We start from the raw sequence: 13916 nt of genomic DNA on the forward strand, positions 1-13916 counted from the left end.
AATAGGATTTAAACATAAAAAAATCGCACCTTATGCGCGATTTCCTTATTGTTGGATTTATATATTTTAATATCCGTCCTTCGCTTTTTCGTTTGAAACCAAAGCCTTTGCTGAAGAAGTTCCGATTCGTCTTACACCCATTGTAATCATTTTTTCAGCATCAGCCGGAGTTTTTACGCCGCCGGCAGCCTTTACGGAAAGCTTTCCGGAGTTTTCAAGCATAAGCTTGATTCCTTCGAAAGTAGCTCCGTTTGGTTTACCGTTTTCGGTAGGATAAAATCCTGTGGAAGATTTTACAAAAATATTCTGGAGATCACTTTCATCAAAATTTTCTTCTGCCCAAATTCTCATATTTTTAGTAATATCAACAATCTGCTCATCGGTTAAAGCAGCGATTTCGATGATCCATTTTACGATCTTTCCGTTTTTCAGCGCCAGTTTGGTGCCTTCTACGAATTCGTTTTTCACCAAATCGGTATTTCCAGCTTTGAAAGCTTCATAATTAACTACATAATCCAGCTCATCAACACCGTCGGCAATCGCTTTTTCAGCTTCAGTAAGTTTATCTGCAGTACTGGCGGTTCCTTCATGAAAACCAATGACTGTACCTACTTTTATCTCTGAATTTTTTGATTTCAGATAATCTTTAATTTCCTTCACATAATCCGGACGGATCATTACTTCAAAAAAATTATTCTCAAGAGCTTCATCGCTAAGCTGATACACTTTTTTCAATGTTTCTTCTTCTGATAAACCAGCCTGCTGGGGAGTTTTAAGATAAGTAGAATCTAAATATTTATTGATTTCCATTGTTATTATACTTTCAATTGTCGGTTAATACTCTGCTCCAAAGATATGAAAGTCTCGGTTCGCGTTACGCCTTTGAGTTTCTGAAGTTTGTTAAGAATTTCCATCAAATGATCGTTATCTCTGCACAAAACCTTCAAGAAAATGGTGTAATTACCTGTGGTATAGTGCGCTTCCACCACTTCATTCACTTCTTTCAAAGCCTTCACTGCATCATGATAATAGCTTGGCTGATCCAGAAACACGCCGATATAAGAAACCACTTTGTAGCCGATTTTTCTGGGATTAAGAAAAGAAATGGAGTTTTCAATCACCCCTGCCTGCTCCAGTTTTTTAATTCTCTGGTGAACCGCGGTTGTAGAGATCCCCACGTTTTTTGAGATGTGGGCCAATGAGGTTTTGGCATTATCCATCAGCATGTAAATTATTTCTTTATCTACAGAATCAAGGTGATAACTTGAGTTTATTGCGCTTTTCATATATATTTTATCTGTTCTTTATTGAGTTGTTGTAAATGCTGTAATCACCGGGAAATGATCACTGTAACCTCCCAGATATCTGCTTCCTGCGTATGTTCTGAACGGTCTGCCGGCAAATTTCTTATCCCAGTTGCTTAATTTATAGTGGTTGAAAATTTTTGCCGAACTAAAATTCAGCGGAAAAGAAGTCTCGAAAAACTGCTTTGATAAAAGAATTTGATCAAAAAGCAAGCCGTGCTTATGGTGATAAGTTGAATAATTATTGTTGAGATACAAATCCAGAAACGGGTTTTCAAGCAATTTATCAGATTGATCGTCATAAACAAGATTTCTTACATTATCATCATCCGGATTTTCATTAAAATCGCCACAGATAATAATCGCCTCGTTTAAGTCGGATTTTATTTCGACTACTTTTTCCCGAATATCATTTAAGATAAACTCACGCTTTGGCTTGTTGATATTTTTTTCTCTTTTTGACGGAAGATGAAGCACAAAGACATTGATTATTGCACCGGAATATCTGAATTTACATCTTAAAATATCGCGCGTTGTATCGTAATTCGCGGGATTATTATCTTTAATTTCAAAAAAATAAGTGATGGGTTCTGATGATATGAGCTCGAGTTTTTTTTTGTCATAAAGTAGCGCTACATCTACTCCCCTTTCATCCATAGAATCATAATGCACAACAGCATAATCTAAATTAAAAGGTGCCATTGCAGCGAGTTCATCCAAAGGCGCCTGCCCCTGGATTTCAGAAAAACCAATAATCATTGGCAATGCATTTTCTGCTTCCCGCATGAGTTCAAAAACCTGGGCAACTTTCTGTATTTTATTCCGGTATCTTCTTTCGTCCCAGTTTCTTAGACCCGAAGGTGTGGGATCTAATGGATGTACCGCCGGCGGATCCGGAGAAAATAGATTCTCTACATTATAAAAAGCAACCAGTTCCTGCACTACACGATCTACCATCAGCAAATTTATCTCCCTGTTTTATTAGAATTGTAAATTTATAAAAAATATCGATTATGAATGAATTATTCTAAAAGATCGGGTCTTTTTTCCTGAGTTATTTTTACCGATTCCTCATGCAGCCAGTCTTGAATTTTCTGAAGATTACCGCTGAGTAAAATTTCGGGTACCTTAAGGCCTTTATATTCAGCAGGTCTTGTGTAAATAGGTGGTGAAAGAAGGTTATCCTGAAAACTGTCGGTCAAGGCACTTTGTTCATCATTCAGAACTCCCGGAAGTAGCCTGATGACGGAATCTGCCAAAACACATGCAGCCAACTCTCCTCCGGTTAAAACATAGTCTCCAATTGATATTTCTTTGGTAATATGAAGTTCGCGAACCCTTTGATCAATCCCCTTGTAATGCCCACAGATAAAAATAAGATTGGTTTTAGTTGAAAGACTGTTCGCAATTTTTTGGGTTAAAGTTTCCCCATCGGGAGTAAGATAAATCACCTCATCGTAGGTTCGCTGTTCTTTCAGTTCGGAGATGCAACGGTCTAAGGGTTCAACCATCATTACCATGCCGGCACTTCCGCCATACGGAGCATCATCTACCTGGCGGTGTTTCCCCAAACCGAAATCGCGGAGGTGATGAAAATAAACTTCTGCCAAACCTTTATCAACTGCTCTTTTCAGGATAGAAGTTCTGAACGGACTCTCCATGAGTTCCGGCAAAACACTTATAATATCGATTCTCATTGCTCGGTATTGTTCTTTTTATTTGGGATAATAATGAGGCGCAGTGAAGAGTCCTTATTCAGATAACTCCACATCCAGTTAAAGAAAATGGCGATTTTGTTTCTTACGGAAAGAATGAGCATTAAATGCAGAAACATCCAAAAATACCACGCCAAAAAACCCTGAAATTTAAAACCCGGCAAATCGACTACAGCGCGGTGTTTACCGATGGTAGCCATGCTGCCCCGGTCAGTATATTCATATTCTTTCCAGTCATTCTCTGATTTTCTCAGAAAATTTCTGCCAAGGTTTTTCCCCTGGTTAATGGCAACATTTGCCACCTGGGGATGTGCCTGTGGATATTTTGGCGTTTCCATATATGCTATATCGCCGATAGCGTAAATGTTTTGGTAACCTAACACACGATTAAACCGGTCTGTTTTATAACGGTTTCTTATCATTACATCGGGGTTCAGTCCCTCAATGATATTTCCTATTACACCAGCTGCCCAGATGACGTTGTTGGAAGCAATTGTTTTACCGCTTTTCATATATACTTTATCCCCGTCGTAATCGGTTACAAATTCGTCGCTCATAAACTGCACGCCCAATTCTTTCAAATATTTCTCCGACATCTGCTGAGATTCTTCACTCATCACACTTAACGGTGTGGTGGTAGAACTAACAAGAATTATATTGAGGTTATCGAAGTTCATGTGAGGATAATCGCGTGGCAGGATATCTTTTTTCATTTCAGCGAAGGCGCCGGCAAGTTCTACACCAGTGGGGCCGCTTCCTACAATTACGATATTCCAGTTTCCATCGTCGCTTCGTTTGCGTTCAATAATCAGTTTTTCGAAAGCGAGGAGAACATGATTTCTGATTGCGATAGCTTCCTGAGTATTTTTCATCCCGAAGGTAAGATGCTCCATCTTTCCGTTTCCGAAAAAATTGGTTTTACATCCTGTGGCAATCACTAACTTATCATAAGTAAACTCTGCATCTTGGGTAACGATCTTATTCTGTTCCGGAAGAATTTTTTGTACATCCGTCATTCGGTATTGAATATTTCGGGACCGCTGAAAAATTTTTCGGAAAGGAAAAGAAATATTACTGGGCTCAATACGACCGCACGCCACCTGATAAAAAAGAGGCTGAAACATGTGATGGTTTACTTTATCGATCACAATCACCTTTTTTCTCTTATTGTTCAGTGATTTTGCGAGCTGCAAACCTGCAAATCCCCCGCCAATAATAACTATTTTTTCGCGTGTTTCCATTTCAGCAAAATTAGGGATTTTTTTACAGTTAAGATTTCCCAGACGTATAAGAAGACACAAAAAATCCTGAAAGTTAATTTTCAGGATTCGAATTTTTATTGTTTTACGATTTGTGTAACTTTCTGTGTGTTGTCGCTCATGGTATAGCGCATCAGATACTTTCCAGGTCTTAACCTGTCGAGTCTTATCTCTGCCGAATTTTTATTAAGGGTATATTCTGCAACTTCCATCCCGAGTATAGAATAGAAGGTAACGGATTTTATTTTTAAAGAAGCATCTTTAGATTTTACAACAATAAAATCGCGGGCAGGATTGGGATATGCTACCATCACTGCTTCCTCTGGTTTCAGAGAAGTTGCTATCGGTTCTTTACTAACAGACTGTGCGGAAATTTTTTCCGAAAAAACTGTTAAACTGCCGATTAATATGATAGAAAATAATAATTTTTTCACCTTATAGAACTTTATATTTATAAATATCCTTACAAATGTAAGAAATTGAATTTTATTTTAATAGCTTTTTTTGTAAAACTATAATTAAATTTGCATGTTTAAATCCAAATACCATTCCAAAACATGATTATATATTCTAGAAACCGCAGATTACGAACCAACGCCTCTATTAGATCCCTCGTGCAGGAAACAGTACTCACTACCAACGATTTGGTAATGCCGATTTTTGTTATGGAAGGTTCAAACACGCAGGAATCTATTCCGTCAATGCCGGGAATCTACCGCAGAACCCTTGATCTTACCGTGAAAGAATGCCAGGAATTATACAGCATGGGTGTAAAAGCAGTAAACCTTTACATGAAAGTTTCTGAAAATTTAAAAGATAACAAAGGCACCGAATCCTGGAACAATAATGGTCTGATGCAGACGACCATCAAAGCCATTAAGGACACTGTTCCGGGAATGATTGTAATGCCGGATGTTGCACTGGATCCCTACTCGATCTACGGACACGACGGAATTATTACCAACGGAAAAGTTGATAATGACGCAACAAATGATGCACTGGTAAAAATGTCGCTTTCACACGCTGAAGCCGGAGCAGACATTTTGGCACCCAGCGATATGATGGACGGCAGAGTTGCCGCTATAAGAACCGGCCTTGAAGAAGGTGGTTTCACCGATGTTGGAATCTTAAGTTATGCCGCTAAATATGCGAGTTCTTTTTACGGACCATTCAGAAGCGCATTGGATTCTGCACCAAAGGAAAATGCCGATATTCCAAAAGACAAAAAAACTTACCAAATGGATTTTCACAACTCCCGTGAAGCCATGGATGAAGTGCTGAAAGATGTTGCTGAAGGCGCCGACATCATCATGATAAAACCAGGAATGCCTTATCTGGATATTGTGGCTAAAGTTCGTGAGGCAATCGACTTACCAATTGCGGTTTACAATGTGAGTGGCGAATATGCGATGCTGAAAGCTGCTGCCCAAAACGGCTGGCTCGATAATGATAAAGCAATTATCGAAAGTTTATCCTGCATCAAAAGAGCAGGAGCAGACATGATTTTCACTTACGCAGCAAAAGAAGCGGCGATATTACTTAATCAGTAAAAATTTAAGTTTTTTAGCGTCCGGTTTGCTGAAAAATCAAAAAAGATCTTTCAAATTATTTGAAAGATTTTTTTGATGACTAAATTTTTAAAACCATGTTTTTCTGCCCTGAATATATGTCCGGTCGAACTGCTCATCGCTCATGGTAAGATAAATAATTCCCTCGATAAATGGAATTACAGTGGCGATTCCGCACGTTACAATATTCAGAACAATCTGGATGATTCCCTCGTTGATGTAACCCATATAAAATTTATTGGCACCAAAAGTCCCGAGTAAAATTCCCAACAATCCTGCTGCGAGTTTCTTTTCTGAGCGGTAATTTCGGTTACTGAAATTTTGGTTTTGGGATTCGGGGTCGTTGTAGCCGTAAGTTTCCATTGATTAAAGTTTTTTATGATTAATTGTTTGGAAATCAGTCGGCCTGCCAAATAAAAAGTTACAGCTTAAATTTATATTTTTCCTATATAAAACAATCCGTAACACTTTTGATTCTCTTCTAAATTTAAAAATTCATCAAGATGTTTAATCATTCCTGGGCTGCTCCAGTAGCTGCCAATTCCGTGTGCGGTGCAGGTAAGATACATATTCTGAACCGCCATCGCTGTAGCAGCAATCTCTTCCCATTCCGGGAGTAACCCACTGAAATTCACAGAAATTGTAACAATTACATTTGCTTTCGCTGCTTTTTCAGAGATACTTAAATATTTTTTTTCGAGAAAATGCTGTGGTGCAACTGTATTTTTATAAATCTCGGCCAGTTTTTCTCCCAACCTGGTTTTTTCTTCACCTTTAAAGATTTTAAAACGCCACGGTTTGGTACGTTTGTGATTTGGAGCGAACGTTGCGGAGCGAAGGATCTCATCCAGAATTTCCTGTTCTATCTCTTCGCCAGTATAATCCTTTGGGAAAATACTTCTTCTGCTTTCAATGATTTCCTTTAATATTTCTGCTTTTCCCATTAAATTATTATCTCTGATTTTTCATATTAATTTTACATTACATTTTCGATGGTCTGGGCAATATTGTTCAGTACAAATGAGTCGCCCGCTTTTTTTCCGAATAAAATTTTTGCCATGGGACTTTCCTCAGAAATGGCATAGAAACGGTCGCCTTCATAGAAAAATTCGCCCAAAGACACCGAAATATAAAATCGCGCTTTATTCGTAAAAACCAGAGATCCTATCGCGACACGCTGCGTAGAATTATTCAGGACTTTAGTCATGTTTCTTTGCAGATCCTTAAGTGAAGCCAACTGTTTCTGCATCTGGTAAATCTCTTCCTGCATTTCCTCGCGGATGGAATCATACTTTGGAGTTTTCTTGATTTCACGGCTGGCTTCCAGAGTAAAATCAAGAAACTTTTCGAGTTTTTCTATCTTCCCCCGAATTATTTCTTTTACATAATTGCGCACCTCGCTTTTTGAAACCGTACTGCTCCGCATAAACTCCTAATTTTTAATAAAGTTAAAAATTCTTTTGAATTCAAATTTGATGCTAACCGATAAAAACTGAGAGATACTGGAGTTAAATACGTTATATCGGCATTGCGATTTTCTGGCGAACCGCTTCATATAAAATAGCGCCGCAAGCTACGGAAACGTTAAGCGACTGTGTTTTTCCTTCGATCGGAAGCTTAATTTTCTCATCGGAATGATGTAGAACTTCTTTAGAAATTCCGGTTTCCTCATTTCCCATTACGATTGCACAGGGCTGCGTGAAATCTACATCATAAATAAGTTTCTGCGCCTTTTCGGTAGCCGCGAAAACCTGTACACCCGACTGCTGAAGAAAATCTACGGTATGCGCAAGATTTTTTTCTTTGCAGATTTTCAGGTTATAAATTGCGCCTGCAGAGGTTTTTATCGCATCAGAATTTATTGGCGCTGCGCCTTTTTCAGGCAAAATAACGGCGTGAATCCCCACACATTCTGCTGTCCTGCAAATCGCACCGAAATTTCTTACATCGGTTAACCGGTCCAAAATCAAAATAAAGGGAGTTTTTCCTTCTTCAAAAAGTTGCGGAAGCACATCTTCAATCTTCTCAAAAGGAACATCTGAAATAAAAGCGACCACGCCCTGGTGATTTTTCCTTGTAAAACGGTTGAGTTTTTCTACCGGCACATAATTCGGGCGGATGTTGTGTTTCGACAAGAGCGTTTTGAGTTCCTGGTAAATCTCGCCCTGCAACGCATTCTGCAGAAATATTTTGTCTATGGTTTTTCCGGCTTCTATTGCTTCCATCACAGGTCGCAAACCAAAAATAAAGTCGTCTTTCATTAAATTGAATGTATGGAATAATTAAAAATTAACTATCCGGGTTGATATAGGTTTTAAAATTTTTCGCCAATAATAGCTCTTTTCTGGGCCATAACGTAACCATAATGTAAGGTCTCGTGCATGTTGTTGAAAATAATTGCATCCTGAATGTTTTTCAGATCCAACCCAAAACTCGTAGTATAGGGCGTGTAATCTGCAAAAAAATCGGCGTCGTAATCTTTCATTAAAATTTTTGAGGTTTCTGTAAGCAGAAAAGCCAAATCATCAACTTCAGACTGCTGCACATTCAGATTCGGCAGCGTACCTTTTTTATAAGTTTCAATCCAGTATTTATCGATTCTGAAGGGATTTCCGCTAAGATAATAACACAGTAGCTGTTGTGTCGCTACTGTGTGCGCGATATTCCAGTAAATATTATTGTTAAAACCGTCGGGAATCAGCATCAAATCACTGTGCGATGTATTCTGAAGAATTTCCAGAAGATTTCTGCGGACCTGCCTGTGGGCCTGAAAATGATAGTTCATTTTACATATTTTAATCCTCAAAAATAGGGTAATTAACTGAAAGAGACAAAAATGCATTTTCCGGGGAAAAAGCATTTTAAAAGATTCTAAAAATATTTATTTAAAAAATGCTTCAATTTGTAATCACGTATTAACAATTCGAATCCCTTCAGCAATCTTTTGTATACAGGGTTTAACAAAACTTTAACTCATTCTTGGCACCAATTATGTTGACTGATGAGGGTATTTATCAGAAATTTACACATTAAATTTTAAAATCACTATGTCAGAATTACATCAGGCCGAAGATATAAGACAGCTCACCGAAAAAGTAAGAGAACAGAATTACTTTTTCACCCTACTGAAACAGGAAATCAACAAAGCAATTATCGGACAGGAATATATGGTAGACCGTTTACTGATCGGTCTTCTGGGCAACGGCCATGTTCTTTTGGAAGGTGTTCCTGGTTTGGCAAAGACACTGGCTATTAAAACACTTTCAGATGCTGTGCAGGGCGATTTTTCACGGATTCAGTTTACACCGGATCTTTTGCCGGCAGACGTTGTGGGAACCATGATGTACAATATAAAAGACAACGATTTTACCATAAAACGCGGACCTATTTTCGCCAATTTTGTACTCGCTGACGAAATTAACCGTGCACCTTCGAAAGTACAGTCGGCACTTCTGGAAGCCATGCAGGAAAAACAGGTAACCATTGGTGACGAAACCATCCCTTTACCAAAACCTTTCCTGGTTTTAGCGACACAGAACCCAATTGATCAGGAAGGAACTTACCTTTTGCCGGAAGCGCAAAGCGACCGTTTTATGCTGAAATGCACCATCAGTTATCCGGATTTCGAGGATGAAAGAAAGATTATGAAAATGGTAGCCACATCGCACCAACCGGAGATTAAACCGGTGATATCGCTCCACAATATTATGGAAGCCAAAAATCTTATCAACCAGATTTATCTTGACGAAAAAATTGAGAAATACATCCTGGATATGGTTTTCGCAACCCGGACACCGGAAAATTATGGCCTGGCAGAACTTAAAAATTACATCAGTTTCGGTGCGTCGCCAAGAGCATCCATCAACCTGGCAATCGCTTCGCGGGCGATGGCTTTCCTGAAAAACCGTGCTTTTGTACTTCCGGAAGATGTGAAGGAAATCGCAAAAGACGTTCTGAGACACCGGATCGGACTAAGTTTTGAAGCGGAAGCTGAAGAAATTACTGCCGATGAAATTGTAAACAGAATTTTGGGGAAAGTACAGGCTCCCTAATTATCGAAATAAATCCTAAAATAAATTTATAGCCCCGATTGAAGCGGCATCCTTTTGCGAAACGAAGTGAAGCAAAAGATACAGCGGAAAGCGGGACCGCAGATCAAAGAAAAACAAAATCTTCGGGCTCCTGAAAAAAGAAATCATGCAGATTAAAGACATCATCAAAAAAGTAAAACAGATTGAGATTCGGACTAAAAAAAAGTCGGAAGCAACGTTGATGGGTCAGTATCACAGTGCATTTAAAGGTCAGGGAATGACTTTTTCTGAAGTAAGGCCTTACCAGTTCGGCGACGAAATCCGAAGAATCGACTGGAATAAAACCGCCCGCTTCCGTGAACCTTTCGTGAAGGTAATGGAAGAAGAGCGCGAACTTACGCTGATGCTTTTGGTGGATATTTCTGCATCGATGGATTACGGCACCAAAACCCAGCTGAAACGTGAATTTGTCGCAGAAATTGCCGCAAGTTTGGGTTTTTCAGCAGCTGGAAACAATGATAAAGTCGGCCTTATTTTATTCGCCGATAAAGTTTATAAAGTTATCCCGCCGCAGAAAGGAAGAAAGCATATTCTGGCCATTATCAGTAATATTTTAACTGCAGATTATGTTCCTGCGGACTCGAAAATTGATGGTGCGCTGCAGTATATGATGAATATCTTCAAGAAAAAATCGCTGGTTTTTATGTTTTCGGATTTTGAGGATGATTACGATTTAAAGGTTCTTCGCGTGGCTGCACGAAAACACCAGCTTCTTGGAATGCGTATTTATGATGAAAAAGACAGCGAAATACCGGATATCGGTTATGCGCTCTTTCAGGATTCCGAAACAGGGAAACAGGTTTGGGCAAACACTTCCAGCGCAAGATGGCGTTACGAATTTGCCGAGAAACAAAAACAGAAAGTTCGCAGCGTAACCGAAGATTTCGAAAATTCTGCCGCCAGTTTTATGAATATCAATACCGGCGAAGATTATTCGAAATTCCTTTATCAATATTTCAGGAAACGGTGATGACCATTCAGAAAGTTTATAAAAACAGAAATCAGATTTTGAAAAAAATATATTTTATCTTATTCGCCCTTTTATGTGTTTCCGTATTTTCGCAAACGCTGGGTTCACGCCTCGAAAAAAAGACTTTGGCGCTGGGCGAAGTTGGTCTATTCCGGGTTAATATTTCAGATCTACAGGGAAAAGATGTGATTTCGGCTCCTAAAAATGAACTGTTGCCTTTTCATTTTGAAGAAATTAAAGACAGCATCAGCAAAAGACCCGATTTCTACGAAAGAGTAATTGAATTTGCCATTTTCGAAGAAGGAAAATATACGATTCCTGCACTCGATTTCAATATTGGCGGCCAGCTCTACCACACCATTCCTTACGAAGTTGAAGTCATCAATACCGCTCAGAAAGGTGATGAAATCAACGACATCATGAAAAACAAAGAGGTAAAACTTGATGTTAAAGATTACTGGGAACTTTACAAATGGTATATTTTAGGTTTGCTGATTTTACTGGCTTTAATCTTCATTATTTATTATTTGGTTCATTATGCGAAACGCAGAAAAAATTCGCCGGCGGTAATGACCAATCAAACGCTGAAAGAGCTCGAAACTCTTAAGAAGAAAAAATTTATTGAAAACGGAGATTACCGGTCTTTCTATGTAGAATTAATTGATATTTCCAGAAATTTTATCACCAAACAGTACAAAATTCCTGCAGATGTTCTGTTGACGGATGATTTGATTGATGTAATGAAAACGAACAACACCATTTCGCCGGAAAACGAAAAGATTGTTGAAAATATATTTTTGCGAGGTGATTTGGTGAAATTCGCGAAGACGTTTCCGGACCAGCCTACCATGCAGTCCGACTTCAATGATATAAAAACCTTTGTAAAACGTTCTTCCAAAGATTTGGAAGACGAACAATTAAGAACAGGCGTATAATGACATTTGATTTGCTTAATTTAGAATTTTACAGTCCGTGGTTTTTACTGCTGTTCGCCGCTTTCATTCCTTTAATCGTTTTGGATTTAAGGAAGAAAAAACGAACAGGAATTCGTGTACCCACCATCCGAAACATGCAGGAAAACAAGGGAATTCTATTTGTTCTTTTTCTTCTGAAAATTTCAAAGTACATCATACTTTCGGCCTTGATTATTGCAATGGCACGCCCGCGAACCTTCACAATTTCTCAGGATAACGACGACAGTAAGGGGATTGACATTATGCTATCTGTGGACGTTTCACTCAGTATGCTTGCTAAAGATTTAGAGCCCGACCGCTTAACTGCACTGAAAGGAATTGCCAAAAATTTTATCGAAAAAAGACCCGGCGACCGTATTGGCCTCGTCACCTATTCCGGCGAGGCGTTTACCAAAGTTCCTGTAACTTCGGATCATGCTGTTTTGCTCGAGGAACTTGAAAACTTAAACCCACTGGAACTGCAGCCCGGAACCGCAATTGGTGAAGGACTTTCGGTGGCGGTGAGTCATTTACGCCACAGCAAATCCAAATCGAAAATCATTATTTTAATGACCGATGGCGTGAATACGATTGAAAATGCAATGCCGGCTCAGGTTGGCGCTCAACTGGCGAAAAGCAACGATATAAAAGTATATTCCATCGGTATCGGAACCAACGGGTATGCGCTGATGCCAACAGCAACCGACATTTTTGGCGACTTGGTTTTCAATGAAGCCGAAGTGAAAATTGATGAGCCTGTGCTCCGTGAAATTGCACAAACGACTGGTGGAAAATATTTCCGAGCCACATCCAACCAAAGTCTGGAGCAGGTATATGAAGAAATTAATCAGCTTGAAAAATCAGAACTTAAGTCCACAAAACTTTATAACTATCAGGAATATTTCAGGATTTTTCTTTGGATTGCTTTGGCAGTTTTATTACTCGATGCGCTGCTTCGGTGGGTATTTTATAAGTTTTTAAGTTGATGAGAAGAGAATTTGAACACTAATATGAATTGGTATTTAGGAAATAACTGGTATTTACTCTTGCTGCTGCTCCTGCCGCTGCTTGGGATTATTATTGCTGGATACATAAAGTGGAAAAACCGCAAGAAAACCGTATTTGCGGAAGCCAGATTCCAGGAAGAACTCTTTGAAAAGAAAAGTAGATTTTCCCGGTTTCTTCCGGCTTTATATTTGATCGCTACCCTTTTTCTTATTCTTTCGATTGTAGATTTACTCAGCGGTACCGAGGAAGTTAAAACCAGGCAGAAGATGAACAATGTAATTTTTCTTCTTGATGTCTCCAATTCGATGAATGCACAGGACGTGGAACAAAACCGCTTAACTCAAGCCAAAAACATCATCATCAACACGATGTTTAAGATGAAGAATGATAAAGTTGGAATTGTGGTTTTTGCCGGTGAATCTGCTTCAATAATGCCTTTGACCACGGATTTTACTGCTGCAGAAACTTATATCGGAGGAGTGGAAACCAGTGTAGTAAAAATTCAGGGAACTGATTTTTTAAACGGAATGAAAACCACTGCAGATAAATTTAAAAATGTCGCAAAAGGTTCGCGTAAAGTTGTTTTAGTTAGCGACGGTGAAGATAATGAAGGAAACGAGAAAGCAGCCATAAGACTTGCAAATAAAGAAGGAATTCATGTAGTTTCTGTGGGAATAGGAACTGAGGAAGGAGCGCCGATTCCGGAATATGTATTCGGGCAGTTGATGGGGTATAAAACTGATCTGACCGGTCAAACGGTGATTTCTAAACGACAGACGAATGCGCTGAAGAATATCGCGGAAGAAACCGGTGGAACCTATATTGATGGCAATAACCTGGACGATGCCACCTCGCAGATTATTGATGGGCTGGCAAAAACATCTTCGTCATCTGAAACCTTGGTAAAATCCCAAAACGCCATTCATTATTATCAGTATTTTTTAGGCATTTCTATATTTCTTTTTCTTTTAATTTTTCTCTTAAATCCAAAGAGAGAGTTTAATATTTAACTAATATTCAGGTATTTCGGTCTATATTTAACCGAATT

Annotated in this window: 17 protein-coding genes; 6 read left to right on the forward strand and 11 right to left on the reverse strand. The window is 38.9% G+C overall.

Annotated elements, in window-relative coordinates:
- Positions 1-66: 66 nt before the first annotated feature.
- The 6 genes from deoC to CDW55_RS01155 form a co-directional block, all read right to left on the reverse strand.
- The gene (gene deoC, locus CDW55_RS01130) at positions 67-810 is read right to left on the reverse strand and encodes a deoxyribose-phosphate aldolase (RefSeq protein WP_088467902.1); all 744 of its coding nucleotides are present in this window, start codon (positions 808-810) and stop codon (positions 67-69) included.
- 5 nt (positions 811-815) lie between these two features.
- On the reverse strand, positions 816-1286 hold the full coding sequence (locus CDW55_RS01135; protein ID WP_088467903.1) for an Lrp/AsnC ligand binding domain-containing protein: 471 nt from the start codon (positions 1284-1286) through the stop codon (positions 816-818).
- Between the two features lie 18 nt (positions 1287-1304).
- The gene (locus CDW55_RS01140; protein ID WP_088467904.1) at positions 1305-2261 is read right to left on the reverse strand and encodes an endonuclease/exonuclease/phosphatase family protein; all 957 of its coding nucleotides are present in this window, start codon (positions 2259-2261) and stop codon (positions 1305-1307) included.
- Between the two features lie 65 nt (positions 2262-2326).
- On the reverse strand, positions 2327-3001 hold the full coding sequence (gene trmD, locus CDW55_RS01145) for a tRNA (guanosine(37)-N1)-methyltransferase TrmD (RefSeq protein ID WP_088467905.1): 675 nt from the start codon (positions 2999-3001) through the stop codon (positions 2327-2329).
- Entirely contained in the window at positions 2998-4260 is a 1263-nt protein-coding gene (locus tag CDW55_RS01150) for an NAD(P)/FAD-dependent oxidoreductase (RefSeq protein ID WP_088467906.1), read from the reverse strand. Before CDW55_RS01150 ends, trmD begins: the two co-directional genes overlap by 4 nt.
- 95 nt (positions 4261-4355) lie before the next feature.
- Positions 4356-4712, reverse strand: coding sequence for a T9SS type A sorting domain-containing protein (locus tag CDW55_RS01155; protein ID WP_179285886.1), 357 nt, complete (start codon positions 4710-4712; stop codon positions 4356-4358).
- Positions 4713-4835: 123 nt separating this feature from the next.
- On the opposite strand from CDW55_RS01155, the gene hemB reads away from it, so the two are divergent.
- Positions 4836-5828: a porphobilinogen synthase gene (gene hemB, locus CDW55_RS01160; protein WP_088467907.1), complete on the forward strand. Its 993-nt coding sequence runs from the start codon at positions 4836-4838 to the stop codon at positions 5826-5828.
- A gap of 87 nt (positions 5829-5915) precedes the next feature.
- On the opposite strand, the gene CDW55_RS01165 is transcribed toward hemB, so the two are convergent.
- The 5 genes from CDW55_RS01165 to CDW55_RS01185 form a co-directional block, all read right to left on the reverse strand.
- Entirely contained in the window at positions 5916-6209 is a 294-nt protein-coding gene (locus tag CDW55_RS01165) for a TM2 domain-containing protein (protein WP_088467908.1), read from the reverse strand.
- 71 nt (positions 6210-6280) lie between these two features.
- Positions 6281-6790, reverse strand: coding sequence for a nitroreductase (locus CDW55_RS01170; RefSeq protein WP_088467909.1), 510 nt, complete (start codon positions 6788-6790; stop codon positions 6281-6283).
- Between the two features lie 32 nt (positions 6791-6822).
- Positions 6823-7272, reverse strand: coding sequence for a hypothetical protein (locus CDW55_RS01175; RefSeq protein ID WP_088467910.1), 450 nt, complete (start codon positions 7270-7272; stop codon positions 6823-6825).
- A 91-nt stretch (positions 7273-7363) separates the two neighbouring features.
- On the reverse strand, positions 7364-8107 hold the full coding sequence (rlmB, locus tag CDW55_RS01180; RefSeq protein ID WP_088467911.1) for a 23S rRNA (guanosine(2251)-2'-O)-methyltransferase RlmB: 744 nt from the start codon (positions 8105-8107) through the stop codon (positions 7364-7366).
- A 53-nt stretch (positions 8108-8160) separates the two neighbouring features.
- On the reverse strand, positions 8161-8631 hold the full coding sequence (locus CDW55_RS01185) for a DinB family protein (protein WP_088467912.1): 471 nt from the start codon (positions 8629-8631) through the stop codon (positions 8161-8163).
- Positions 8632-8893: 262 nt separating this feature from the next.
- Between CDW55_RS01185 and CDW55_RS01190 the strand changes: the two genes are divergently transcribed.
- From CDW55_RS01190 to CDW55_RS01210, 5 genes are all read left to right on the forward strand, one after another.
- Positions 8894-9898 carry an AAA family ATPase gene (locus CDW55_RS01190; protein ID WP_088467913.1) on the forward strand — a complete coding sequence of 335 codons (1005 nt, stop codon included), beginning with the start codon at positions 8894-8896 and terminating at the stop codon, positions 9896-9898.
- A gap of 145 nt (positions 9899-10043) precedes the next feature.
- Positions 10044-10907, forward strand: a complete 864-nt coding sequence (locus CDW55_RS01195) for a DUF58 domain-containing protein (RefSeq protein WP_088467914.1) — start codon at positions 10044-10046, stop codon at positions 10905-10907.
- Between the two features lie 38 nt (positions 10908-10945).
- Positions 10946-11842, forward strand: coding sequence for a hypothetical protein (locus CDW55_RS01200; protein WP_088468659.1), 897 nt, complete (start codon positions 10946-10948; stop codon positions 11840-11842).
- Positions 11842-12846 carry a vWA domain-containing protein gene (locus CDW55_RS01205; protein ID WP_228399587.1) on the forward strand — a complete coding sequence of 335 codons (1005 nt, stop codon included), beginning with the start codon at positions 11842-11844 and terminating at the stop codon, positions 12844-12846. Before CDW55_RS01200 ends, CDW55_RS01205 begins: the two co-directional genes overlap by 1 nt.
- Positions 12847-12870: 24 nt before the next feature.
- Complete coding sequence (locus CDW55_RS01210) at positions 12871-13878, forward strand: vWA domain-containing protein (protein ID WP_088467915.1); 1008 nt, start codon at positions 12871-12873, stop codon at positions 13876-13878.
- The last annotated feature ends 38 nt before the right edge of the window (positions 13879-13916 follow it).

The organism is Chryseobacterium sp. VAUSW3 (assembly GCF_002205795.1).
Lineage (GTDB): Bacteria > Bacteroidota > Bacteroidia > Flavobacteriales > Weeksellaceae > Kaistella > Kaistella yananensis.

Excerpts from the sequence above, each read along its gene's own strand:
- deoC (WP_088467902.1), bottom strand. The coding sequence starts at position 810 with ATGGAAATCAATAAATATTTAGATTCTACTTATCTTAAAACTCCCCAG.
- CDW55_RS01135 (WP_088467903.1), bottom strand. The coding sequence starts at position 1,286 with ATGAAAAGCGCAATAAACTCAAGTTATCACCTTGATTCTGTAGATAAA.
- CDW55_RS01140 (WP_088467904.1), bottom strand. The coding sequence starts at position 2,261 with ATGGTAGATCGTGTAGTGCAGGAACTGGTTGCTTTTTATAATGTAGAG.
- trmD (WP_088467905.1), bottom strand. The coding sequence starts at position 3,001 with ATGAGAATCGATATTATAAGTGTTTTGCCGGAACTCATGGAGAGTCCG.
- CDW55_RS01150 (WP_088467906.1), bottom strand. The coding sequence starts at position 4,260 with ATGGAAACACGCGAAAAAATAGTTATTATTGGCGGGGGATTTGCAGGT.
- hemB (WP_088467907.1), top strand. The coding sequence starts at position 4,836 with ATGATTATATATTCTAGAAACCGCAGATTACGAACCAACGCCTCTATT.
- CDW55_RS01165 (WP_088467908.1), bottom strand. The coding sequence starts at position 6,209 with ATGGAAACTTACGGCTACAACGACCCCGAATCCCAAAACCAAAATTTC.
- CDW55_RS01170 (WP_088467909.1), bottom strand. The coding sequence starts at position 6,790 with ATGGGAAAAGCAGAAATATTAAAGGAAATCATTGAAAGCAGAAGAAGT.
- CDW55_RS01175 (WP_088467910.1), bottom strand. The coding sequence starts at position 7,272 with ATGCGGAGCAGTACGGTTTCAAAAAGCGAGGTGCGCAATTATGTAAAA.
- rlmB (WP_088467911.1), bottom strand. The coding sequence starts at position 8,107 with ATGAAAGACGACTTTATTTTTGGTTTGCGACCTGTGATGGAAGCAATA.
- CDW55_RS01185 (WP_088467912.1), bottom strand. The coding sequence starts at position 8,631 with ATGAACTATCATTTTCAGGCCCACAGGCAGGTCCGCAGAAATCTTCTG.
- CDW55_RS01190 (WP_088467913.1), top strand. The coding sequence starts at position 8,894 with ATGTCAGAATTACATCAGGCCGAAGATATAAGACAGCTCACCGAAAAA.
- CDW55_RS01195 (WP_088467914.1), top strand. The coding sequence starts at position 10,044 with ATGCAGATTAAAGACATCATCAAAAAAGTAAAACAGATTGAGATTCGG.
- CDW55_RS01205 (WP_228399587.1), top strand. The coding sequence starts at position 11,842 with ATGACATTTGATTTGCTTAATTTAGAATTTTACAGTCCGTGGTTTTTA.
- CDW55_RS01210 (WP_088467915.1), top strand. The coding sequence starts at position 12,871 with ATGAATTGGTATTTAGGAAATAACTGGTATTTACTCTTGCTGCTGCTC.